Source organism: Pseudoneobacillus rhizolycopersici, assembly GCF_054786815.1.
The window spans coordinates 94782-118335 of record NZ_JBTOOE010000003.1; the positions used below are offsets into that span (position 1 = coordinate 94782).

Here is a 23554-nt window from a genome sequence, read left to right on the forward strand (position 1 = left end):
TCAGAGAACTTTGCTCTCTGAGCGCTATTTATAGCTATTCCTTAGGTGAAATCATCTCTTCTGGCTTTACATACCTGCCAAATTCGTCTTCAGATAAGATTCCTAAATTTATCGCCGACTCTTTTAAAGATATTCCTTCTTTGTGTGCATGTTTTGCGATGGCAGCAGCCTTTTCATAGCCAATATGGGGATTTAGAGCAGTAACAAGCATTAATGATTCGTTTACATACCTTGTAATGACCGCTTCATTTGCCTCAATTCCAACTGCACAGTGCTCGTCAAAAGAGCGGATTGCATCTGATAATAAACGAACGGATTGAAGGAAATTGTAGATAATGACAGGCTTGAACACATTTAATTCAAAATTCCCTTGGCTTGCTGCAAATCCGATTGCTGCATCATTTCCCATTACTTGAACCGCAACCATCGTTAACGCTTCGCTTTGAGTAGGGTTTACCTTCCCTGGCATAATCGAACTACCAGGTTCGTTTTCAGGGATAGTAATTTCCCCTATCCCACATCGAGGACCACTAGCAAGCCACCTGACATCATTGGCAATCTTCATCAAATCAGCAGCCAAAGCTTTCATTGCTCCATGCACAAAACTAATCTCGTCATGACTCGTTAATGCATGGAACTTATTAAACGATGAGAAAAAGCTAATACCCGTATAATTGGCAATCTCGGAAGCAACCATTTCACCGAACTTAGGATGAGCGTTTATTCCTGTGCCGACTGCGGTACCACCAATGGCTAGCGCGTACATTTTTTCAATAGATTCGTTTAACATCTCAAGAGAACGTTCTAACATATAAACCCAGCCACTTACCTCTTGCCCAAGGGTAAGGGGTGTGGCATCCTGAAGATGGGTTCGACCAATTTTCACAATACCAACAAACTGTTCTTCCTTCTTTATTAAAGTTGCTTTTAACTGCCTGATTGCTGGAAGCAGCGTTTCCCTAACGGCCGTAACACCGGCGATATGCATAGCTGTTGGAAAGGTATCATTCGAGCTTTGACTTTTATTAACATCATCATTCGGATGTATTTTCTCATTTATGCCCTGAGCTTGAAGCCATTTACTACCCACATTTGCGATTACTTCATTGACATTCATATTACTTTGGGTTCCGCTTCCGGTTTGCCAAACAACTAGAGGAAAATGATCATTCAGCTTTCCGTAAATAATTTCTTCACATGCATAAATAATTGCCTTCGCTTTTTGGTCAGAGAGCTTGCCAAGCTTTTCATTTACGATGGCGGCACTACGTTTTAAAATGGCAAATGCAACAATCACCTCAAATGGCATCCGTTCCGTACCGATTCGAAAATTCTCTTTGCTGCGTTGAGTCTGAGCCCCCCAATAGCGGTCTATTGGAACCTTGACTTCACCCATTGTATCTTTTTCCATCCGATAATCCATTTTGTCACCTCGTCAAAAATTGCTTGTACCTACTTTAATAATATGTAGAAATTTGTAAAAGTATATCCGGAAAAAATGGAGCTAGATATTGTTAAGAGAAGCTGCAAGATTAGTAGAAAAATGGAAAAAAATGTTGAAAAAAATTAACTCTATAATCCGTAAAAAGCCCATCCCGTTCATTGACTAGGGAAGAAAAGCAATATATATTTATATATAAATGAAAGATTTATAATCTTTCATATTTCTTTTTTTAAAAGAAAAGGCAAACTTATTGAAAAATGAGGGCGCAAAACTATAGGGGCTAAAGTCTGCATGATAACGCCAGCCAGTTACCGTTATATTGTAAAACTACAGGCTAATTCGGATACGGTTAGTCTTTTTTTATCATTTTATTTCGGTTTTGATACATTGTTCAGGTCTTGGTTGGTATTTAAAGTCAGAAAATTTAAACATTTATTGATTGAAATAAATTTTAGGAAGTGTCTTAATATGGTAAATATCAATCAACTGAATGGCAGTGAGCTAATTTTTAACTTGATTAACAAAATGCTAGACAAAATAGGAACTGAAAAAGAAATGATATCTCAGGATATATTGAAGCTTATAGATAAACAATTGGAGACTAAGCAAGAAAAGGAAGTAGTAGGATCGATTTTTTATCAATTACAGCAAATTCATCTACAAATGGAAAATGTGACATGGCTAAATAAACATTACAAAATTCTCCATGACTTTGCCCAAGTATGCAGTAAAACATTGGACGAGGATATTCTGCTTAACAAGGCATATGAAATGGTATCCCAAGTTATGGCTACAGATGCTTTCTATATCGCCTTATATAATGAGGGGGACAGTCATGTTCATTTTGAATTTATCGTTGATAATGGTAAGTTTTATCCAAAAGAAAGCATTGAATTTGGCGAGAATTATGCCTCGGAAGTCATAAAATCCAGGGAAATCATTCATCTAAAAAAAGCCCCACAATCTTTAGTTTACGGTGCAGCTGCGACTTTTGGTGAGCGGGAGACAAGTTCCTGTCTATTTATTCCTGTCATTATAGATGATCATGTCAGAGGGGTTATTTCAGCGCAAAGTTATTCGGATTTTGCTTATCGGACTGAACATGAGGAACTTCTACAAATTATCGGAACTCAAGTAATCAACTCCATTGAAACAGCTAGATTATACGAAAAAATCTATAAAATGTCGCAAACAGATGAGCTAACGGGCCTGAAGAATCATCGTGCCTTCCATGTGGACTTATCAAGGCTTATGACAGAATCTGACCAAGAGATTACTTTAATAATGATTGATTCCGACAATTTAAAAAAAGTTAATGATAATTACGGTCACGATGTAGGTGATTTATATTTACGGGTCTTGGCAAATGGAATCAAAAGCGTTTGTGGGGCCAATATTGAAGGTTATCGGTATGCCGGTGACGAGTTTATGATTTTGATTACCACCAATCAGCAGTATGAAGTGACCTACCTTCACGAAAGCCTTATCAATTTTTATCAAAATACCCCAATTCATGTGGCGAATAAGCAATTCCATGTTTCTTTTAGTACAGGGGTAGCAACTTATCCGCATCATGGGAAATCAGTAGATTCATTGAAAAAATCAGCAGATATAGCCTTATATGCTGCCAAAAAATCCGGAAAAAATCAACTTGTGTTGGCGGAAAATATGAAGACTTTGGAGGATAAATTACACAAACATATGTATTTTATATAATAAAAAATGGATGGATTGTAACCCATCCATTTTTGTTGTAAATATTATTGATGTCTTTCCCTGCATTTGCTTCCTGATTCATTAAGAGAAACATCGAGGCTACTATTATTGTCCCTTGGATTGGCATTATCTTTATTTTCCTAGTATTGCTTTTCCTCTTTGTGACCATCGATAAATGGCCTCGCGTAATTCCATCGCATATGGTTCTACATAAGGCATGCCCATTTCAGTGGCGATTTGGATTTCTTTTTCAATATCATAGGGAACTCGGGAAATCTCGATTGAAAATGGCCCAAATTCAGTTGCTCCATATTGACCATGCAAAATTGCGTAAGTAGCTTGTGGGATGTCTAATGGATTGCCGACACTTCCTACATTAAATAAGGTTTTTTGATCATCAATCGGTTCAATTAAAGCAGCATGTATGTCGCCGAAGCCGACGATATCAGGTTGCAAGTCTTTGGCAAGTGGAGTAATCCATTCAGTGTTCTCAAACATTGCTAGCTTTTCTCCTTTTGGATGAATCATTGGTACGACACGGTGATGAATGCTTTTAGCTGATGCATGATAGAGTCTAATATATTTTCCGCTCATATAGAAGTCAAAATGAAATGGTAAAGTAGCTAAATAGTTCAGACGTTCTTCTCCGAGCTGCTCTTGATGCCATTTCATCACTTCATTATCAGTTAGTTTCTGAATACCTTCATCCCAATTACCAAGTACGACTACATCACAAGTCTCTCGAATACGGTCAAGACATTTTGCAGAATTGGGTCCTTTTCCAACCAAATCACCTAAGCAGAAAATGGTTGTGATCCCTCTTGCCTTAATATTTTCTAACACAGCCTCAAGGGCTGTGAGGTTTCCGTGAATATCCGAAATAATGGCCACGCTTTCCAAAAAAATCGCTCCTCTCTTTAACCTTTTCATTTCTCTATATAGTGAAAATATCCTGCTTGTTTTGAAAAAAATAAGCTAAATACGGTTGACTTTGACGTTGCGTAAAGGTGTATCTTTGAGTTACAAGGAGGTTATCAACGATGGAATACACAGTGCAAAAACTAGCAATCTTGGCAGGGGTAAGTACGAGAACGCTTCGGTACTATGATGAAATAGGGATTCTTAAGCCGGCAAGAGTCAACTCATCGGGCTATCGAATATATGGTCAGGCAGAAGTCGACCGCCTGCAGCAGATTCTTTTCTATAGAGAGTTAGGTGTAGGTCTAGAGAGTATTAATGAAATCGTGACAGCTCCTGCGTTTAATGGAGCAAACGCACTGCGGGAACATCGCGAAAAACTCCTTGAAAAACGAGCTCAATTGGATCTATTAATTCAAAATGTCGATAAAACGATTGCTTTAACAGAAGGGAGAATAACGATGAGTGATAAAGAAAAATTTAAGGGATTTAAGAAAAAAATGGTTGAAGAGAATGAGAGTAAGTATGGTAAGGAAATTCGTGAAAAGTATGGGGATGACAAGGTTAATGCCTCAAATGCCAAGCTTCTAAATATGACAGAATCTGAACATGCGGCAGTAACAAAATTGGCTGAAGAAGTACAAGAGACCCTTGCGTTAGCCTTTGAAACCGGGGACCCTGCTAGTGAGTTAGCACAGAAGGCAGCAGATTTGCATAAGCAATGGCTTTGTTTCTACTGGAAGGAATACAGTAAGGAAGCCCATGCAGGACTGGCGCAAATGTATGTCGATGATGAACGATTCACCGCCTACTATGACAAGAATCAACCTGGAACAGCAGAGTTCTTACGTGATGCCATTTGGATTTATACAGGTATGAAGAAATAGGGTCGTGAATTGTTAAATAAGTGATAAGCATAATTTAAATTGATATTAGCAGTAAGGTTGGGGATGATTTGCAGGTGTTTGGTATGTAGGACTTGACTACCCAATAATTTTTGAAAAAAATGCTTAAAGAGGTGCGAATACCACCTTTTTAAGCATTTTTTATCGAATTTTATTGAAAATAGTGTTATTTTTGGTGGAAAATCTTTATATAGATCATAAAAGATGAAAAATCTCTAGATTGATACGAACTAAATGCCCAACTTATTAGACATATGTCCAAGTTTTTGAATATATGTCCAACTCTAAATTTTTATGCCCAACTTTTGAAGACTTATTTCCAACTTTCAAGATTTATGCCCAACTTTACTTGACATATGCCCAACTTTTTTAACATATGCCCAACTTTCTTTATTTATGCCCAACTTTGCCAACCCAAGATTCAGCATAATATCTAGTTTCAAAGAGATATTTATGCAAGTTCTAAAAGTACATTCGTATCTACAATCGTTGCAAATTCCTGATTCAAATTGACCATCGTCATCTGGTGAATGTCCTCTGCAAAATAAAGCTTCCCATCAGGTCCTATTCGATCAAAGGTGGCTGTTGCGTCGCTTACTAAATAAGCGTTAAAGCCTAAATTTCCTGCCATTCGAGTGGTCGTTTCGACACAATGATTCGTAGTAAGCCCAACAACGACGACAGAGTCAATTCCATTCTCACGTAATCTCTCTTCTAGGTCAGTACCGATAAACGAGCTATTTACATTCTTTCGTAAAATGGGTTCCCCATTAAGCGGTTCAATCATCTCTTTAAATCTATGAGTTTCTCTCGAAATGTGGAATAATGATTGCTCCTTACTAGGTGAAGTATGGACGTGTTGAATGTGAATGACCGGTCGTCTCGTGGCACGCCACTTATCTAGAATTCTCACAATGTTGGTTTCTGCTTCAGGATTATTTCTTCTTCCCCAACTAGAATCATTAAACGCCTTTTGGACATCAATAATAATTAATGCGGTATTCTCAGGAATACGGTTCATCGCAATCAATTCCCTTCTATAAATATGTATTAATTTGTAAATTTACCTTTATAAAAGTATTATACTGGTAGGAGTTGATTCATGTCTTGAAATAATGAAAAGGAGGAAAAATTAATGTTAGTTTTGCATGCATATATCAAGGTCAACCCAGATCATCGAGAGGAGTACCTTGGACATGCCCGCAACGTGATGGAAGGATCGAAGGCGGAAGAGGGAAACATCAACTATCATTTTTATGAGGATATTCTAGATAAAAATCAATTTGTCGTAGTTGAGGAATGGCATGATACCGCTGCATTAGAATTTCACTTTGGAACCGAACACTATAAGGCTTTTAAAGAAGCGACCAATGGAATGCTGGCTGAGCCGGCTAGATTAGTTAAATATGAAGTAAAATAAATAGCTGCCAAATTGGCAGCTATTTTCGTAAAAACTCCTGAAAATGTTCGGTTAGTTCTTCCATCCCAAGCGGACGATAGATAAAGGTTTCGCTACAGCACTCATGATTATGATAGGAGCTTATTAACCCAGCTGTTCGTAAGAGCATGACATGATGATGGACCGTGCTTTTAGAAATCTCAAAATGCTTTAATATCTCCGTAAATGTTTTAGGTCCTTCTGTTAAAAGCTTAATCATTTTTAACCGATTCTCATCCGCTAATGCCTTTGTAAGACGAATAAGCTTTTTGGATGGCTGATTTGGCGTGCTTTCCGGTACATCAACTGGGTAAAGGATATGTGCCATATTCTTATGCTTAGAAATGGTAATCAGCGGATTGGTATGAAAGGTCGGTGTTAGAACTACTAACTGTAAACCCTCGTACGGTTCGATTCTTAATCCACCTGAAACCTTTTCTACAAACTGAACCAAATCGCTAGCTGTGTCCGTTGTTTCCCATTTAATGACGGATTCCCTTAAGGTATCTGTAATCTCAGAGTCCATACCTGAAAAATATATTTTATTCCACGTCCGAATAAGTTCAACGTACTGATCTCGTAATGCAGCTAAATCAGTAGGTAAACCTTCAGATACGTAGGAAAATAATCTCTCATAAATACTTCCAGGCTGAAGCGAGTTTAGCCATTCTAAAAATTTCTCCACATTCTCCTTTTCCGGCGATTGCCAGATTAACAAATATAAATAGCAAAAGGAAGGCGATTCCCTTGGATAAGCCACTTCTACATTGGCGTTATCTAACCGGGTTTGGAGATCCTTTAGCCATTCTGCACCAATTTCTACGTTCTTAATTGACTTTTTGGAAAGAAACAAATCGAGACTATTCACTAACTCATAAAGTGGTGAAAACTCGAATACTACCTTATATCCCACTACAATCACCTCATTTTATACTATTCTATCACGATAGAAAAAAATAATAAATATGGAAAAATGTTGCAATGTTAATTTTTTCGTATATAATGAACTTATAAAGTTGTTCGATATTTTTAGAACAATAGAAATATGACAACACACAATGGAGGAATATTTGATGAACGTTTTGATTGTGTTCGCACATCCATCAGCAGACTCTTATAACGCTGCGTTAAAAATGGCTGTAATAGAGGCATTAACGGAACGGGGGGCTTCTATTAAAATATCGGACTTATATGAAATGAATTTTAACCCTGTAGCTTCGATGAATGACGTGGTTATTCCAACAAACTTAGAAGACGTGCCAATGGATTTAAGACTCGAAAGGGAAAAAGTGGCATGGGCAGATTTTATCATTTTTCAATTCCCAATGTGGTGGACATCTGTCCCGGCTATCTTAAAGGGCTGGTTTGATCGGGTATTTGCAGCAGGTTTTGCCTATGGTCCAGGAATTTATAACCATGGTAATTTCAAGGGGAAAAAAGCGATGCTTAGCTTTACAGTTGGTGGAAAAAACCTCAATAGCTATGGACCAAGAGCGATTAAAGGGGATATGAATGAACGTCTCTTTGGATTACATCATGAAATCTTATATTTTAGCGGCATGGATGTCATCATGCCATTTATTGTCCCTGCCCATGCTGGTGTAGAGGAACGCAAGGAATATATCGAACTACTGAAGGCTAAGATGGCGAATCTTGAAACGGAGCCAACCATTCAATTTCATCCAATAGAAGATTATGAAGGCGGAAGATTGAAGGATTATTTGGTTAAAACAGAGGTACTTGTTGGATGATGAAAGACTAGAGGCAAAATGGTATTACAAATTAGGTAATAAAAACCACAAAAAAATATTAAAAACTAGGAGAGTATAATATGTTAGCCATTACAGTCAATCCAAGAGTCAAAGGTTCATTAAAATTAGAGGAAGTGCCAATTCCACAGATTGGACCAGGAGAGGTGCTGGTAAAAATCAGAGCAGCGGCTCTAAATCATCGCGATATTTATGTGAATAATGAATGGCGTTTTTTAAAGGACACTGGAAATAGTTTAATTGCTGGTGGAGATGGAGCTGGCATAATTATTGAAGTTGGAGAAGGGGTCACAGGCTGGTCAATCGGTGACGAAGTGATGTTTAATCCTAATGATATGGAAAATGGTAGGTTTCTAGGTGGACCAAATGATGGAACATTTGCTGAATATATTAGCATTTCGAAAAACGCATTACTAAGAAAACCGAACTATCTATCTTTTGAGGAAGCGGCAGCCGTACCGCTTGCTTTAAGCACGGCTTGGGGGACGGTCGTTACACAAGGAAAAATAAAAGAGGGGGAAACCATTCTTTTACAAGGAATCGGTGGAGGGGTTGCCCTATTTATATTGCAATTAGCATTAGTGAAAGGGGCAAATGTCATTGTTACATCAGGTTCCGATGAGAAAATAAAGCGCGCCATGCAACTCGGAGCCATCGCTGGGTTTAATTATAAGACCGAAGATATTGCTAAAAAAGTTATGGAATTCACAAATGGAGGTGGTGTGAATGTTGCTATTGATAGTAGTGGGAAAGATTCGATTGATAGCAGTATTCAGTCGCTTGCTAAAGATGGGCGTTTACTTGTTTTTGGTTCTACAACGGGTGGGATTGATTGGGAAGTTCTTAGGAAAAATCATCACTTTGTCGAAACTGGAATGGTTAGTCAGAAAGATCTCGAGGAAGCTCTTGTCTATTATTCCGAAAAAGAAATGCACCCAATCCTTTCAGAAAAGGTTTATAGGTTAGAAGAATATAAGGATGCTTACAAAGAATTAGAACAGGCTAGGCAATTTGGGAAAATTGTTATCAACAATTGATGTAAGAAGAGTGGAGAATAGAAACTCCACTCTTCTTTTATTTTATTGAATAATCTTTTCAAAATTGATTCTTCTAAAGTTTTGCTCGAAATCTTTTTTTGAAAGTGGTCGGCTGATGTAATAGCCTTGTATTTCATCACAGCCTAGTTGGTCTAGTACTGAAATGACTTCAGAGGATTCGATTCCTTCAGCCACCACCTTTAAATTCAATTCATGGGCTAAAATTGTGATGGCTTTAACGATGGCAATATCCTCACTATTTGCGGCCATCTCTTGTATAAACGTCCGATCAATTTTTAATGAATGAATGGGAAGTTTTCGTAAATAATTGAGAGAGGAATAGCCAATTCCAAAATCATCAATTGCCACAGAAACCCCTAATTCATTTAGATTTTTTAAGCAAGTAATACATTCTTCGGTATTATTTATAAAGCTATGTTCGGTTATTTCTATTTCTAATAAATGGGGACTGAGACCAGTTTTATCTAATACTTTCTTAACAACACTATCGAAATTAGGCAGACGGAAGTGCTGTGGTGAAATATTAACCGCTATTTTAACGGGACTACAAAATCCAATGCTGTTCCATTCTTTATTTTGCTGACATGCCTTTTCTAAAACCCATTCATCTAGACTGATGATTAATCCGGTATCCTCTGCAACTGGGATAAATTTACTTGGGGGCACGCTCCCGAGAAAGGGACTATTCCAGCGGAGTAAAGCCTCCACACCATTGATATTTCCCGTTCTTAAGTCTAGCTTTGGTTGGTAATATAATTCAAGTTCGTCAGATTCAATGGCTTTGCGCAGATGATGCTCAATTAATAGTGCCTCTTCATAGTGCTGATTCATTTCTTGGTTATAAATCGAGAAGTTGTTTCGGCTATTTGATTTGGCTAGATACATCGCCGTATCAGCGTTTTTTAATAATGTATCATAATCTTCCCCATGTTCTGGAAAAATACTAACCCCGATACTAGGAGAAGTGTAAATTTCTAATTTGTTCTTGAGGATAAACACATCCTCAAACAGGACTAATATCTGTTTTGCATATACTTGAATGCTTTCAGGGTTATCAATAGCAGGAAAAACAATAATAAATTCATCGCCGGCAAATCGATAAACGATTCCTTTCGACCCAACTGCTGCTTTTAACCGGAAAGAGACTTCTTTTATAAGATGGTCACCTACCGTATGACCAAAGCTATCGTTGATTTGTTTAAAACGGTCTAGGTCAAGGAAAAATACAGCCACATTTTGCTGGTTGTTCTGTGTCGCTTCAGTAATAATGCATTCCATATCTTCATTAAACTTACGACGATTTGGTAAATTCGTAATATGGTCGTGTAAAGCCATATGCCGAAAATCATTTTGAAGGTTAGTCACTAGCTTTTCTTGGGCCAACTTGCCTTCGGTAATATCAGTACGTATTGACATATACATAACGGGTTTACCCGTTTCATCTTTTAAAGGAACAATCGTTGTTTTAACCCAGTAAATGGAACCGTCTTTCGCTTTATTCTTAATTTCACCTTCCCAAACTTCGCCGCGATTAATTTGCTTCCACATCTCTTTGAAAAAATCTTTGCTATGATGACCGGAATTCAAAATTCGATGATTTTTACCGATTAATTCCTCTCGGCTATATTTTGAAAGTGTGCAAAATTTATCATTTGCGTAAAGGATATTTCCATAAATATCGGTAGCTGCCAAAATGACAGAGGAATCAACCGCCTGTTTCAAATAGGTAAAATCAAATAAAAATCTTATGATATCCTGGATACAATCATGTAGTTGTTGATTAAGTTGTGTGTCGTAATTACGCATGAGTGTTTGAAACGTAGAAATAGCGTTCTTTATCTGATTGGTTTCAAACATATCGTTTAATATTCTCAACGCGTGCACCTCATCATATTAGTTCTGTAACGTTTATTTTCACATAGTTCTTTAGTCGCGTAAAGACTTTGCGTATTGATGGTACTATTTTATCATTTTTTTAATCTTTCGACATCATTCTGCAAAATTTTTGCCAATTTTTACTGTTTTAATGTGATAAATCCCAAAAGAGACACGCATATAACGTGTCTCAAGAGCGAAAAAATGAAAAATAGGGTGCAATACAAATGCCTACAGCCAAGAAAAATACCGCGATGGAACCGATTTTATTTTTCTCCCTCCAAAGCTGAATCGAAAATCCAAGTGTATAGAAAAACATGATGAGGATTAGGATGCTAATCCCGAAACCCATACCCAACTTAATCCCTCACTTCTTTTAATTTAGGCAGTTCACCTTGTCTCCCGAATTCACCGAAACGAATTTTCACCTTTACATTTGCTTGTAAATTTGGATAGGATTTCATCCAGTTAAAATTTTCAAATTCAGGAATGGTCTGAAACTGTTTTCTTGCGAGTAGGGACCAGGCAAAAGGGTCCGCTCTGTACTCTTCTTGCGTTTTCTTTATCAAATCCTCGAGCTTTTGGGTGAGCCTTTTTTCAAGAAAGCGTTTTAATTGTTTCCGTTTAGCAGGGTTTTCACCGTAATTTACCATACTATGATCGGAGAGAATTTCCATATATAAAGGGACGGTAACATTTATTGTTCCAGTATGATCTTTTAAGTCCATACTGACACTATTACTTTTCTTTTTAACAAGTCTTACGGCTATTCGATATTTTTCATTATAGGGGTCGGGAAAAGTAGTAAGCACATCAGACATATTAAGGGTATCATTTAACAAAACTGCCAGTCTTGTTTCCTCGGCGGTCAACTTACCGATCATCTTTCCTTCCTTAAAAACTGCCGATCCGATAAATTGCGTTTTGTTTGTACTACCCTCTATTTTAAATTGACCGGCAAGAATTTTATCCTCTTCCTTATTATGATCATCATATGCCTCTTGCTGGGTAGTTCCATAGATGGCTAAAAACAAATCGGCATCCATTTCCGTAATTTTAAAGTATTGATGCAAGACCGAATCGGGAATCATGCCATTTTCAATGCCATGTTGAAAAATTTGCTCAAAATATTTTTGCACACGTGTATCAAGTTTCGGTTTATTATTTTCGAAAAATTCGGAAGTGCTTTCTTTCGTTACAGCAAAATAAATATCGCGGCGAATTTCTCGGTCTTTTGTTGCATCGTACATCCAGCGAATAAATTGTTCTTCTTTGGCCAACTTTTCAGAAACAAAGATGGCCCGAAGGAGATCATAAGTGATTTCTTTAGAAATGACAGCATTGGCTAAATTTCTGGCAGTCATCAAATCATTCGTTTCAAATGAAATAATTTCAGTTGGAGGTTCATCACTCCCACCACCTGTAACAAGTGTTCCGTATTCTGGATTAATAATTAAGTATGTGATTTTAAACTTGTTTTCCGCTTCTGCTGTATCCATCCCTACTGCATACACATATGCCCGCTTTTCAATTTCTCTTTGATCCCAACAACCTGTCAAAAGAAACAGTAAGGTAAGCAAATAGCTAAATCTATGGATTATTCTTCTCATTTTTAAACTCTCCTTTAAGCTTTGCGATGCCCCAGAGAATGCTTGGTAGGATAAAAAAAGCGGGGGTAAGGACATAATCCAATAATGATTCTCTTATTTGTGATAAAGTGAATGTCGGTGAGTCTGGCAATAAACCTAAGAAAACAATAATCGTTGCCAAACTGGGAATGGCATATTCAAAGTTATTAATTCTAAAAAGCCATCCAAATAAGACCCCTGTTAAATATAAATAAACGGCAAACCGTACAAATGAGGTAACAATCCAAAATGGGAAGAAAAAGGTTTCAACATTCGTGATAAAGCCAACAGAAATATAACGGATACTTTCATGAAAGGGATAGTTCAACAGTTTTACCGATTCATAATCAAACAAGATTAAAAAGGCAAAAAAGGAAAAGGAAAGTTCAAGTGCTAAGACTGCAAGCGCTAACCAGGAACCTTTTTTATAAGCATTTTGATTACTAATATAGGTGGCGATAAATCCAAAAAATAGAAAATCCCCATATATGGATAGCTTTAAACCACTTTCTTTGACTATTTCCCATTTTCCGGGACCAAAAATAGGAAATATATATGGTAGCTGACCCTGAACAACAGTTAAAGCGAGAGCAACAAATAAGGAAAACTTGACATAAGGTAGGACGGCCCATGCGACTGAGCCGATTTGCTCAAGACCCATTCTTGCCCCAAACGCACTTACCATCATTAACATAATATAAATAACAATCGTTGGAGTTCGGGTAAAATACATGGTCCCGATAATATCAGTATAGATAGCAGTATCAATGACGATAAAGCTGAGAAGAATCATCCATAATCCCAAAATGACAAAGTAACCAATATACTTTCCTAATAGGGATTGAATTTGATCGATTAAACTTTTTTGGGGGTCTATAGAGATAACTCTTATCAGAAAATAAAGCGGAATGATCGCAAGAATCCCAGTAATTAAAGGTGCCATCCAAGCACCATTTAAAATCTTGTCATACAAAAGGGAGGGAGTATCATCCGAAAGTTTTACCCCAATCGTTAGAATAAGGATAGCAAAATATTCTCTCATACCAATTTTGTCTTTTCGTTGCTCCATTATGAATCACCTGATTGTTTTTCGATATCTTTAGGCTTTAAATATCCAGGACGAAAGCGTTCATTTTGGATCATCCTACGGAAAACTGTGTCTTTCGATGAAATATATTTTGGGGTTAATGGTGCTAAATATGGGACCCCAAAGGATTTTATTGAAACGATATAAAATAGGCCAGTGGTAAAAACCGCAGCCATTCCGAAAATCCCCATAAATCCAGCTGCAAATATAAACAGGAAACGGCTCAGCCTTAAGGTGAAATTAAGGTTAAGGTCACCTACTGCAAATGAGCTTAATCCTCCCAAGGCGACGACAATCACAACTATAGGGCTAACAATATTAGCCTGGACAGCTGCTTGACCGAGAATAAGGGCGCCGACAATACCAATTGTTGGTCCAATCGGTCCGGGGACTCTAATTCCGGCTTCTCTTATTAATTCAAAAGCCAATTCCATTATTAAAACCTCAACAAAGGCTGGAAAAGGTACTTTTTCCCGTGTCGATGAAATCGCAAGTAATAAATCAGTCGGAACCATTTCCGCATGATAATTCGTAATTGATACATATATGGCCGAAGTGAAAAGGGTGATAAAAACAGAGATGATTCTTATTAGCCTTGTAAAATTCCCATAGTAGAAGCGAAGATAATAGTCATCGGCTGTATGATAAAAAGACCAAAATGTTGCCGGTAGGATGATGGAACCTGGGGAATTTTCCATTAATAGAACGATATAACCATCTTCTAAAAACCGGGAAGCGCGGTCGGGTCTTTCCGTAAATAAAACGGTTGGAATTAGGGACTTAGGTCTCTCATCCAGATAATTTTCTAATATAGAGAGATTCTGGACGGAATCAACATCTAACTTGCTTAATTTCTCTTTCACTTTTTTTAATAAATCTTCATTAACTAGGTCTTTGACATAAAGAATAAACACGTCGTTATGGGAACGTTTCGAAATGGGTAAAACTTCTGTAATGAGGTTTTCACTTCTTAGTTTTTTTCGGAGCAAGGAAATATTGGTTAATACTTTCTCATTAAAGGCTTCCTTTGGTCCTTTCAGTGTCACCTCATTTTCCGGTTTCTCGATTGACCTACCTTGGAAGTTTGTTGCCCCAATTAAATAGACCTTGCTTTCACCATCGACGAATAAAGCACAATGCCCTTTATTGATGTCGGAAAGGATATCGGATATTTTTTCAGCTGTATTTACTACTTCGGTGTTGATGATATTGATTATTTCTTTAGGCTCGTCCCCATTAGTAAGTAAGGGCTTAATAACCGTATCTTCAATCGTTTTCGCGTCAATAATGGAACTAATAAAAAGTACCGCTGCTTTTTTGTCACTTTTCCCTAGTTTTAGCCGGCGAATTTTAACATCAACATTATCAGGTACTGAATAAATCAATTTAAAGGTTTCCAAATTGACATCAAGACTTTTTTCAATCTTTTTATCTTTAAGCTCTTTATCCTTATTGGAAGATTGATCTTTATAGCGTTCATTTGCAGTAATTTTATCCAGTATTAATCCAGCTAATTTATTGAACATTGTAGCAACCCCAACACTTTTTTACCTATTTTTCCAGCTGAGGGGGAATTTATGTATGAAATTGAAAATGAACCCATCAAATTGTTAAATTAGGTCTTTTTTGGGATATCCTCATTTCCATTGACTCCAAAAATAATAAGGAGTATAATCTAAACATAGGTTTAAAAAATAAACAAAAGTTTAATATTGTGTGACGTTGAATGATAGATTCCCAAAACACACAATCTAAACCTATTGGATTTGAAATGAGGTGAGTTTGTGACCGAAAGAATGAGCGAGAAGGAACAAATCGTTTTAGATTTAATCCGCAAGAACCCTTATGTTTCACAACAAGAACTGGCAGAAAATCTAGGATTATCTCGCCCGTCTATTGCAAATATGATATCCGGATTAATTAAAAAAGGGAAAATTGTAGGAAGGGCCTACATTTTAACCGAATCACAACCTGTTATTTGCATTGGTGGGGCTAATATTGACCGTAAATGTCATGTGAAGGGAAAAGCCCAATTGGGGACATCCAATCCGATATATGCGACGCAAAATGCCGGTGGAGTAGCAAGGAATATCGGAGAGAATTTAGGTCGGCTTGGGTTGGAAGTAGCCCTTATTTCCACTAGTGGAAATGATTCGGATTGGTCCTTTATTGAAGAGTCGTCCTCTCTTTACATGAATTTAGATAACGTAACGAAATTCCCAGAAAAGTCAACGGGATCGTACACAGCGGTTTTAGATGTTAATGGTGAATTAATTATCGCTTTAGCGAATATGGACGTGTACGAAGCGATTACACCCGAGTTGCTCAGTAAACATGATTTATTGTTGAGTCGGGCAAAATGTATTATGGCGGATTTAAATTGTCCAAAAGAAACGATTCAATTTTTATGTCATTTTGCTAAAAACCATGCCATACCGCTCGTGCTTATACCCGTTTCATCACCAAAAATGACTCATTTACCTGATGATTTAAATGGGGTTACATGGATCATAACGAACAGGGATGAATCTGAAACTTACTTTGGAATGGAAATGAAAACCGAAGAAGATTGGAAGAGGATATTAGATCTTTGGTTAGCCAGAGGTGTTTCTAATGTCGTCGTTACAAATGGAAAAGAAGGATCCATGATAGGCAATAAGGAAGAGGGAATCTTTCATATTCCAGCGTTAAATGTAAATGAAATTGTAGATGTAACGGGGGCAGGAGATGCCTTTTCCTCAGCTGTCATTTACTCATGGCTAGCAGGCAAATCATTAATTGAAATTGCTGAAGCTGGGACAATGAATGCAGCTAAGACATTGCAATCTCCATTTACAGTTAGACAAGACTTATCAGCAGAACAACTACAAAAAGATCTGGAGGAATTATCATGAACGTCAATCAATACTTAACTTATTCCGAAGAAGTACAAGCAGCGAAACAACAAGGAAAACCGATCGTTGCTTTAGAATCTACGATTATTTCTCACGGTATGCCTTATCCACAAAATGTTAAAACAGCTCGTGAAGTAGAGCAAATTATTCGTGATAACGGGGCTGTTCCAGCGACAATCGCCATCGTAGATGGGGAAATTAAAATTGGACTATCGGATGAAGAACTAGAAATGTTCGGAAAGAGTTCCGACGTGGCCAAAGCATCAAGACGCGATTTGGCCTATTTAATTGCGACAAAAAAACTTGGGGCAACAACAGTTGCGGCGACCATGATTTGTGCTGAAGCAGCAGGAATTAACATCTTTGTAACTGGTGGTATTGGCGGTGTCCACCGCGGCGCAGAAACGACAATGGATATTTCAGCTGACTTAGAAGAACTTGGACAAACAAACGTAGCTGTCATTTGTGCCGGAGCGAAATCGATCTTAGATTTAGGATTGACAATGGAATATCTTGAAACAAAAGGTGTACCGGTTATTGGTTACCAAACCGATGTGCTTCCTGCATTTTATACAAGAAGCAGTGAATTCGCTTTAAACTTGAGAGCGGATGATGTTGAAACAATCGCATCTACGTTAAAAGTTAAATGGGATCTGAACCTTAAAGGTGGAGCTGTCATTGCCAACCCAATTCCAGAAGAACACGCAATGGATGAGAAACTGATTAATGGTGTTATCCAATCAGCATTAAAAGAGGCAGAGGAAAATCATATTTCAGGTAAAAACGTTACCCCATTCCTTCTAGGTAAGGTGAAAGAACTAACGGAAGGAAAAAGTTTAGATGCTAATATTGCGTTAGTGAAAAACAATGCAGTAGTTGGAGCTAAGCTAGCTGTAAGTTTTAATGCTATGAAATAAATAAAAATGATAAGCTTGTAGACAGAGGCTATTTTCTCTAATGTCTACAAGCTTTTTATGATTACCTCATAAGCATTTTTAAGATCAATCCAATTCCCACGCCTGGTATTATACACAGAATCGGAAGCCAAACAGGACCTAATAATACCCCGAATAAATGGAAATTAGAGGAATAAATACAGCCAACGGTGACAAAATAAGCGGAAAACACAAACGGAAGAAAAGTATTGCGGTCTTTACCCCCACCAGCCTCCTTAAATGCATCCCACATGGCAAAGAAATATAAACAGGGATAAAACATGAGCCAAAGATAGTTTGTTTGGATAATGGCATCTTCTATTTGACCTTGAAAGCTTAAAATAATGATTTCATTAAAGTTTGCATTAATATTAATTAGGACCTCAAGTAGTATAAAAACAATCCCTTTTAGATGTTGACCATTAATGAACTGACCAAATCCAGGGAAAGCAATACTCCATAATAGTGCTTCTTTTGGGTTCACCACAAATTTCTAACCCCTTGCTAAGTTTTTTGGTCTGCTGCAGAAGGAGTCCTTTCTCCCCATCCACAATTCTCCTATGACCTACCCCCATCGGAAACAAATTCAAAGACTACGAATAAAAACCCTCCATACTTTTATCATGGTCAATATTTCCTAATTTATGTAAAAATTTTACATCATACTGTCGTAGAAATTATTATATTTGTAACAATTCCTATGTAAGCTAGCTAGGACCATAACGGTTCCATTATAAGATTTTCTAACTGGAGCAAACTATCTTTGTTGGGTAACTTTTAGAATAAAGGTGGTCTAAAGATGGAGAAAGATATTTCTTATGGTGAAGATTACAAGTTCATCCCTGCAACCTCCATTGCCAGTGGGGTGGGGATAGAGGTTTTACCTGATTTATATTGCTATACCATTCAAATTGTTAACATATGTCTTGTGGGGAATCCAGATACTGGGGATTTTGTGATAGTGGATGCAGGTATGCCTGAATCTGCAAATGAAATTATCTCGGTTACGGAGGAACGGTTCGGAATCAATAGTCGACCAAAAGCGATTATTTTAACCCATGGACATTTTGATCATGTTGGTGCTGTGATCGAGTTGGTGAAACATTGGAATGTGGATGTATATGCCCATGAATTAGAATTGCCTTTCTTAACAGGAAAAATGAGCTATCCAGATCCTGACCCAACGGTGGAGGGGGGGATGGTAGCCAAGATGTCTCCGATGTTTCCCAATCATCCTATAAATCTGGGTGGGAGAATAAAGGTACTTCCTGAGGACGGTAGTGTGCCGCATATGCCGGGTTTCCGTTGGATTTATACACCAGGTCATACTCCTGGACATGTATCTTTTTTTAGGGAACAAGATCGCGCACTGATTGCAGGGGATGCTTTTGTTACCGTTAAACAAGACTCACTGTATAAGGTCTTAACCCAGGAATTTGAGATCAATGGTCCACCTAGATATTTAACGACAGATTGGGATGCTTCTAGGGAATCGGTTAAAACATTGGCTTCATTAAAACCAATTGTTGCTGTAACAGGGCACGGTATGCCCATCTCGGGTGAAGTGTTGACATCTTCCTTACACAAGCTAGTAAATGAGTTTGATCAAATCGCTATTCCGGATTATGGGAAGTATGTAAACAAACAAAAGCATTGATTTTTTGAATGTAAGGGTATTGATTAGAATATCCTTGAAAAACCCTAAAAAAGAACCAACGTTAATACATTAGAAGTAACGTTGGTTCCTTACATTATTCATTATTCGTACGATTGTTCAAGTTCATCAATTAGGCTACCTACATAAGCTACTGCTTTCCGAATGGCGTCAGGCTTTGACATGTCAATTCCGGCATGTTTCATTAAGTCAAGTGGTTTCATCGTTCCTCCAGCTCGTAAGCAGTCAAGCCAACGATCAACAGCCGGTTGCCCTTCTTCCTTAATCAGCTCGGAAACGGCTGTTGACGCTGTTAATCCAGCAGAATAGGTGTAAGAGTAAAGGCCCATATAGTAATGAGGTTGGCGCATCCAGGTGAGATTTGCCCCTTCATCTAGTTCAACAGAATCGCCCCAGAATTCAGAAAGTACTTTACCCTTGATTTCGGTTAACATTTTTGCTGTTAATGCCCCACCGCCTTCAGCATGCTTATAAACGCGACGTTGATATTCGCCTTCAAGAATGTGGGTAACAAAGTTATGATAGTAGGTTGCCAACAGTTGCAAAATAACCCAACGGCGCATACGTTTATCTGTGTATTTGCTGAATAAGTGGTTTGCCAACAACATTTCATTCATGGTAGATGGTGCTTCAACGAAATACATGGAAGGACGAGTATTCATGATGCGTTGATTTTTATTGGCCAAATAGAAATGTCCAGCGTGTCCCAATTCATGTGCTAGGGTAAATACATTCCGCATTGTGTTTTGCCAAGTAATTAAGATATAAGGGTGTGCCCCATACGGGCTTGAGCAGAAGGCACCAGTTGATTTTCCGATGTTATCAGAAAGATCACACCATCGTTCGGTCAAACCTTTACTCATAATCTCACTATATTCTGGTCCCATTACTCGTAAAGCCTCAAGGATCATTTCACTAGCTTCTTCAAAACTAACTTGCGGACTGAACTCCGGATCAAGTGGAGCCTTCAAATCACAGAACAACACTTTATCTAGTCCAAGGACGCGTTTTTTGAGTTCAGCGTACCGACGCATATGAGGAGCAAGCTCTTTTGTAATGATATCAAGTTGGTTATTGTACATTTCTTCTGTAACTTGTTGCGGTTCTAATAGCATCTCTGTTACAGACTCATAGTTTCGTAAGCGGGAGAGAGCAACTTGCTTTTTAACCTCTGTTGCATAAGTTGCTGCAAAAGTATTTTTATATTGTTGTAAAGTTTGTACGAACGAAACATATGCTTTACGGCGTAAGTTTGTATCGGGTGAAAACTCATAACGCGTTTCAAATAGGGAAAATGAGTTTGGTAGTTCGTTGCCATTATCATCTTCAATTGACGCAAATTGCATGTCGGTCAGTTTGCTCATCCCGAAAATTTGATAGGGTGCGTTTAGCACTTCACCTAGAGCCGCAAGAGCTTCTTCTGTTTCAGGCGAAAGGGTATGTTTCTTCTTATTAATCAATTCTAGAAGGTTTTTTTCAAACGGCTTTAAGGCAGTCTCTTCCGTTATGTAGGTTTCAATTGTCCCATTTGGTAATGAGAGTACTTCGGAATCGATAAACGATAAAGCAGCACTGACCTTTGCTCTAAGAGCGGCAAGTCTAGCGGAGTTTGCTTGATTGGTAGGGTCCGTTCCGTCAGCCGATTGCTTTAAGCTAGCATAAGTCCCTACTTTAATGAGTTTCATACTAATTTGCTCTTGGGCAATTAAACAGGTAAGTAACGCATTTGCTCCTTGATGGAACGTTCCCTTGAATTGGGCAATATCCTTTATTGATTCTTCCATTTGAAGTAACTCTTGCTCCCAATCCTCTTCTGTTGCAAACAATCCCGTTAAATCCCAGGTTAACTCCTCTGGCACCTCAGAACGGGCAAGACGTCTCTCAATCGTTTTTTCCATAAGCCAATCCCTCCTTATAAATCTATCTTTATTCTATATTATTTGAAAATTTAGTGAAAGAAAATTATTTCGGAAATAGAAAGAAACCCCTTTAAATTCTGTAGGACAGTCCCCAAGTTTTTTAAAACACTAAAGCATTAAAGTGCGATAAAAATGTTTTTTCTTTATAGCGCTAAAGGTGGATTTTTTGTTTTGTCTACAAATTATGACAAATTTTCCATTATGTTGTGTGTCATAATGGTCAATAAGTTAAATGTGTGTTAATATTATTTATAATCAGATTATTTTAAAAATATAGAATTATCGGGCAGGTGTAAACGTGAATAAAGATTCTATTCTTCAAATAAAAGATTTAAAGGTTTCTTTTCAGGCTGGAAAGAAGCTTGTTCCTGCAGTAGATGGAATTAGTTTTGATTTAAGAGAAGGTGAAATTTTAGGAATCGTGGGGGAGTCAGGAAGTGGAAAAAGCGTCACTTCACTTGCGACAATGGGGTTGATTCCTTCACCACCAGGAAAGATCGAAAACGGAGAAATTCTCTTTGAGGGAAAGGATTTGAAGAACCTTCCTGAAAAGAAATGGCGGGAAATTCGTGGTAATCAAATATCAATGATTTTCCAAGAACCGATGACTTCATTAAACCCGTTATTCACGATTGGTAATCAGCTGATGGAAGCGATTCGGTTACATACTGACCTTTCTAAGTCAGAAATAAAAGTAAGATGTATTGAGCTACTTAAGCTAGTTGGAATCCCAAGGGCAGAAGGAATATTAAAGGAGCATCCACATCAGCTTTCTGGTGGAATGCGACAACGGGTCATGATTGCGATGGCAATGGCCTGCAATCCGAAGGTTCTTATTGCGGACGAGCCTACGACAGCACTTGATGTAACGATTCAGGCGCAAATTCTAGCCCTTATGAAGGATTTAAATAAAAAAACAGCAACGTCGATTATCCTCATCACTCATGATTTAGGAGTAGTTGCCGAAATTTGTGAACGGGTTATCGTTATGTATGCTGGTCAAATAGTTGAACAAGGGGATGTTCGAACCATTTTAAAGGATCCGAAGCATCCTTATACAAAAGGACTTCTAAAATCTGTACCTGATTTACGGGGCAAAAAAGACCGTCTTTATAGTATCCCAGGAAGCGTACCTCGTCCAGGAACCATCCATAAGGGCTGTCGTTTTGCGGCCCGTTGTGAAGAAGTTTTCGGTAAATGCCATGAAGAATCACCAGATTTATATAAAATGGGGCGAACAGGCCATGAGGTCCGATGTTTACACCATAAGTTAGAAGAAAGGAGTGACAAGTATGTCGGAGTTACTTCTTGAGGTTAATGGGTTAAAAAAATACTTTCCTATCACTGGCGGAGTATTTGGTCGGAAAATCGGAGAAGTCAAGGCAGTTGATGATGTTTCTTTTTATGTGAAAAAGGGGGAAACACTTGGGATTGTTGGAGAAAGTGGGTGTGGAAAATCAACCACTGGCCGGCTGTTAATGCGCTTAATTGAAGCGAGTGACGGAAGGATTGTTTTCGAAGATAAAGAGATTACCAGTATGTCAAAATCAGAGCTGCGTAAAACGCGCCGCGATATTCAAATGGTGTTCCAGGATCCGTATGCTTCACTTAATCCGCGCCATTCCATTCAGGAAATCCTTGAGGAGCCACTCATTGTTCATGGAATTGGGACGAAAGAGGAACGCAAAAAACGTGTTCTGGAAATGCTAGAGGTCGTTGGTTTAAGTAGCTATCATGCTAGAAGATACCCTCACCAATTTAGTGGTGGTCAGCGCCAGCGGATTGGGATTGCCAAAGCCTTAATGACGAAACCGAAGCTTATTATCGCCGATGAACCGGTTTCGGCACTTGATGTTTCGATTCAAGCACAAGTATTAAACCTGATGAATGACATTCAAAAAGAATTTCAGCTAACCTACATTTTTATTGCCCATGATTTAGGAGTCGTTCGGCATATTAGTGACCGTGTTGGCGTAATGTATTTAGGTAGATTAATAGAATTAGCTGATAGTGAAGATTTATATGAAAATCCGAAACACCCTTATACGAAAGCGCTGCTTTCAGCAGTACCAATTCCCGATCCAGATATCAAACGGGAAACCATTCTAATTGAAGGAGAGCTTCCGAGTCCAGCAAACCCTCCTTCAGGTTGTGCCTTCCATACGAGATGCTCCGAATGTATGGACATTTGTAAAACAACTAGGCCAACGGAGCGCAATTTAAATGGTCATTATGTAGCCTGCCACTTATATAACGAGTAGGTGAGCCGCATTGATGATAGATAAAAAATATA

General features: G+C 38.1%; 20 protein-coding genes and 1 riboswitch. Of the genes, 10 read left to right on the forward strand and 10 right to left on the reverse strand.

The window, feature by feature from the left end; genetic code table 11:
- Nucleotides 1-34 precede the first annotated feature (34 nt).
- Entirely contained in the window at nucleotides 35-1423 is a 1389-nt protein-coding gene (gene fumC / locus ACX9YW_RS04880) for a class II fumarate hydratase (RefSeq protein ID WP_460342659.1), read from the reverse strand.
- A 251-nt stretch (nucleotides 1424-1674) separates the two neighbouring features.
- A riboswitch (cyclic di-GMP riboswitch) is annotated at nucleotides 1675-1760 on the forward strand.
- Nucleotides 1761-1912: 152 nt separating this feature from the next.
- Between fumC and ACX9YW_RS04885 the strand changes: the two genes are divergently transcribed.
- On the forward strand, nucleotides 1913-3160 hold the full coding sequence (locus ACX9YW_RS04885; protein WP_460342662.1) for a GGDEF domain-containing protein: 1248 nt from the start codon (nucleotides 1913-1915) through the stop codon (nucleotides 3158-3160).
- Nucleotides 3161-3292: 132 nt separating this feature from the next.
- Here ACX9YW_RS04885 and ACX9YW_RS04890 read toward each other — a convergent pair whose 3' ends face one another.
- Nucleotides 3293-4060, reverse strand: coding sequence for a metallophosphoesterase family protein (locus tag ACX9YW_RS04890; RefSeq protein ID WP_460342665.1), 768 nt, complete (start codon nucleotides 4058-4060; stop codon nucleotides 3293-3295).
- A 140-nt stretch (nucleotides 4061-4200) separates the two neighbouring features.
- On the opposite strand from ACX9YW_RS04890, the gene ACX9YW_RS04895 reads away from it, so the two are divergent.
- A complete protein-coding gene (locus ACX9YW_RS04895) occupies nucleotides 4201-4965 on the forward strand; it encodes a MerR family transcriptional regulator (protein ID WP_460342668.1) in 765 nt (254 codons plus the stop codon).
- A 469-nt stretch (nucleotides 4966-5434) separates the two neighbouring features.
- Here ACX9YW_RS04895 and ACX9YW_RS04900 read toward each other — a convergent pair whose 3' ends face one another.
- The gene (locus ACX9YW_RS04900; RefSeq protein WP_460343219.1) at nucleotides 5435-5995 is read right to left on the reverse strand and encodes a cysteine hydrolase family protein; all 561 of its coding nucleotides are present in this window, start codon (nucleotides 5993-5995) and stop codon (nucleotides 5435-5437) included.
- A 123-nt stretch (nucleotides 5996-6118) separates the two neighbouring features.
- On the opposite strand from ACX9YW_RS04900, the gene ACX9YW_RS04905 reads away from it, so the two are divergent.
- Complete coding sequence (locus ACX9YW_RS04905; protein WP_460342671.1) at nucleotides 6119-6403, forward strand: putative quinol monooxygenase; 285 nt, start codon at nucleotides 6119-6121, stop codon at nucleotides 6401-6403.
- A 19-nt stretch (nucleotides 6404-6422) separates the two neighbouring features.
- On the opposite strand, the gene ACX9YW_RS04910 is transcribed toward ACX9YW_RS04905, so the two are convergent.
- Complete coding sequence (locus ACX9YW_RS04910) at nucleotides 6423-7334, reverse strand: ArsR/SmtB family transcription factor (protein ID WP_460342674.1); 912 nt, start codon at nucleotides 7332-7334, stop codon at nucleotides 6423-6425.
- 160 nt (nucleotides 7335-7494) lie between these two features.
- On the opposite strand from ACX9YW_RS04910, the gene ACX9YW_RS04915 reads away from it, so the two are divergent.
- On the forward strand, nucleotides 7495-8172 hold the full coding sequence (locus ACX9YW_RS04915) for an NAD(P)H-dependent oxidoreductase (RefSeq protein ID WP_460342676.1): 678 nt from the start codon (nucleotides 7495-7497) through the stop codon (nucleotides 8170-8172).
- Between the two features lie 80 nt (nucleotides 8173-8252).
- On the forward strand, nucleotides 8253-9227 hold the full coding sequence (locus tag ACX9YW_RS04920) for a zinc-dependent alcohol dehydrogenase family protein (protein WP_460342678.1): 975 nt from the start codon (nucleotides 8253-8255) through the stop codon (nucleotides 9225-9227).
- A gap of 42 nt (nucleotides 9228-9269) precedes the next feature.
- On the opposite strand, the gene ACX9YW_RS04925 is transcribed toward ACX9YW_RS04920, so the two are convergent.
- The 4 genes from ACX9YW_RS04925 to ACX9YW_RS04940 form a co-directional block, all read right to left on the reverse strand.
- The gene (locus ACX9YW_RS04925; RefSeq protein WP_460342682.1) at nucleotides 9270-11123 is read right to left on the reverse strand and encodes a putative bifunctional diguanylate cyclase/phosphodiesterase; all 1854 of its coding nucleotides are present in this window, start codon (nucleotides 11121-11123) and stop codon (nucleotides 9270-9272) included.
- 359 nt (nucleotides 11124-11482) lie between these two features.
- The gene (locus ACX9YW_RS04930; RefSeq protein WP_460342685.1) at nucleotides 11483-12733 is read right to left on the reverse strand and encodes a Ger(x)C family spore germination protein; all 1251 of its coding nucleotides are present in this window, start codon (nucleotides 12731-12733) and stop codon (nucleotides 11483-11485) included.
- Entirely contained in the window at nucleotides 12714-13820 is a 1107-nt protein-coding gene (locus ACX9YW_RS04935; RefSeq protein WP_460342688.1) for a GerAB/ArcD/ProY family transporter, read from the reverse strand. Before ACX9YW_RS04935 ends, ACX9YW_RS04930 begins: the two co-directional genes overlap by 20 nt.
- On the reverse strand, nucleotides 13820-15364 hold the full coding sequence (locus tag ACX9YW_RS04940; protein WP_460342691.1) for a spore germination protein: 1545 nt from the start codon (nucleotides 15362-15364) through the stop codon (nucleotides 13820-13822). Before ACX9YW_RS04940 ends, ACX9YW_RS04935 begins: the two co-directional genes overlap by 1 nt.
- A gap of 270 nt (nucleotides 15365-15634) precedes the next feature.
- On the opposite strand from ACX9YW_RS04940, the gene ACX9YW_RS04945 reads away from it, so the two are divergent.
- Together ACX9YW_RS04945 and ACX9YW_RS04950 are read left to right on the forward strand one after the other, a co-directional pair.
- Nucleotides 15635-16732, forward strand: a complete 1098-nt coding sequence (locus tag ACX9YW_RS04945; protein ID WP_460343222.1) for a carbohydrate kinase — start codon at nucleotides 15635-15637, stop codon at nucleotides 16730-16732.
- Nucleotides 16729-17649 (forward strand): pseudouridine-5'-phosphate glycosidase, encoded by a 921-nt coding sequence (locus ACX9YW_RS04950; protein ID WP_460342694.1) that lies wholly within the window; start codon nucleotides 16729-16731, stop codon nucleotides 17647-17649. Before ACX9YW_RS04945 ends, ACX9YW_RS04950 begins: the two co-directional genes overlap by 4 nt.
- A gap of 61 nt (nucleotides 17650-17710) precedes the next feature.
- On the opposite strand, the gene ACX9YW_RS04955 is transcribed toward ACX9YW_RS04950, so the two are convergent.
- The gene (locus ACX9YW_RS04955; protein ID WP_460343225.1) at nucleotides 17711-18151 is read right to left on the reverse strand and encodes a hypothetical protein; all 441 of its coding nucleotides are present in this window, start codon (nucleotides 18149-18151) and stop codon (nucleotides 17711-17713) included.
- Between the two features lie 315 nt (nucleotides 18152-18466).
- Here ACX9YW_RS04955 and ACX9YW_RS04960 point away from each other — a divergent pair, with 315 nt between their 5' ends.
- Nucleotides 18467-19324: an MBL fold metallo-hydrolase gene (locus ACX9YW_RS04960; protein WP_460342697.1), complete on the forward strand. Its 858-nt coding sequence runs from the start codon at nucleotides 18467-18469 to the stop codon at nucleotides 19322-19324.
- Nucleotides 19325-19425: 101 nt separating this feature from the next.
- Here ACX9YW_RS04960 and pepF read toward each other — a convergent pair whose 3' ends face one another.
- Complete coding sequence (pepF, locus tag ACX9YW_RS04965) at nucleotides 19426-21240, reverse strand: oligoendopeptidase F (protein WP_460342700.1); 1815 nt, start codon at nucleotides 21238-21240, stop codon at nucleotides 19426-19428.
- Nucleotides 21241-21559: 319 nt separating this feature from the next.
- On the opposite strand from pepF, the gene ACX9YW_RS04970 reads away from it, so the two are divergent.
- Complete coding sequence (locus ACX9YW_RS04970) at nucleotides 21560-22573, forward strand: ABC transporter ATP-binding protein (protein WP_460342703.1); 1014 nt, start codon at nucleotides 21560-21562, stop codon at nucleotides 22571-22573.
- Nucleotides 22554-23522 (forward strand): ABC transporter ATP-binding protein, encoded by a 969-nt coding sequence (locus ACX9YW_RS04975; RefSeq protein WP_460342706.1) that lies wholly within the window; start codon nucleotides 22554-22556, stop codon nucleotides 23520-23522. The genes ACX9YW_RS04970 and ACX9YW_RS04975 overlap by 20 nt, the downstream gene beginning before the upstream one ends.
- The last annotated feature ends 32 nt before the right edge of the window (nucleotides 23523-23554 follow it).

Bases quoted from the DNA above. Each gene is read 5' to 3' on its own strand.
- fumC (WP_460342659.1), bottom strand. From the start codon at position 1,423: ATGGATTATCGGATGGAAAAAGATACAATGGGTGAAGTCAAGGTTCCA.
- ACX9YW_RS04885 (WP_460342662.1), top strand. From the start codon at position 1,913: ATGGTAAATATCAATCAACTGAATGGCAGTGAGCTAATTTTTAACTTG.
- ACX9YW_RS04895 (WP_460342668.1), top strand. From the start codon at position 4,201: ATGGAATACACAGTGCAAAAACTAGCAATCTTGGCAGGGGTAAGTACG.
- ACX9YW_RS04905 (WP_460342671.1), top strand. From the start codon at position 6,119: ATGTTAGTTTTGCATGCATATATCAAGGTCAACCCAGATCATCGAGAG.
- ACX9YW_RS04915 (WP_460342676.1), top strand. From the start codon at position 7,495: ATGAACGTTTTGATTGTGTTCGCACATCCATCAGCAGACTCTTATAAC.
- ACX9YW_RS04920 (WP_460342678.1), top strand. From the start codon at position 8,253: ATGTTAGCCATTACAGTCAATCCAAGAGTCAAAGGTTCATTAAAATTA.
- ACX9YW_RS04930 (WP_460342685.1), bottom strand. From the start codon at position 12,733: ATGAGAAGAATAATCCATAGATTTAGCTATTTGCTTACCTTACTGTTT.
- ACX9YW_RS04935 (WP_460342688.1), bottom strand. From the start codon at position 13,820: ATGGAGCAACGAAAAGACAAAATTGGTATGAGAGAATATTTTGCTATC.
- ACX9YW_RS04940 (WP_460342691.1), bottom strand. From the start codon at position 15,364: ATGTTCAATAAATTAGCTGGATTAATACTGGATAAAATTACTGCAAAT.
- ACX9YW_RS04945 (WP_460343222.1), top strand. From the start codon at position 15,635: ATGAGCGAGAAGGAACAAATCGTTTTAGATTTAATCCGCAAGAACCCT.
- ACX9YW_RS04950 (WP_460342694.1), top strand. From the start codon at position 16,729: ATGAACGTCAATCAATACTTAACTTATTCCGAAGAAGTACAAGCAGCG.
- ACX9YW_RS04960 (WP_460342697.1), top strand. From the start codon at position 18,467: ATGGAGAAAGATATTTCTTATGGTGAAGATTACAAGTTCATCCCTGCA.
- pepF (WP_460342700.1), bottom strand. From the start codon at position 21,240: ATGGAAAAAACGATTGAGAGACGTCTTGCCCGTTCTGAGGTGCCAGAG.
- ACX9YW_RS04975 (WP_460342706.1), top strand. From the start codon at position 22,554: ATGTCGGAGTTACTTCTTGAGGTTAATGGGTTAAAAAAATACTTTCCT.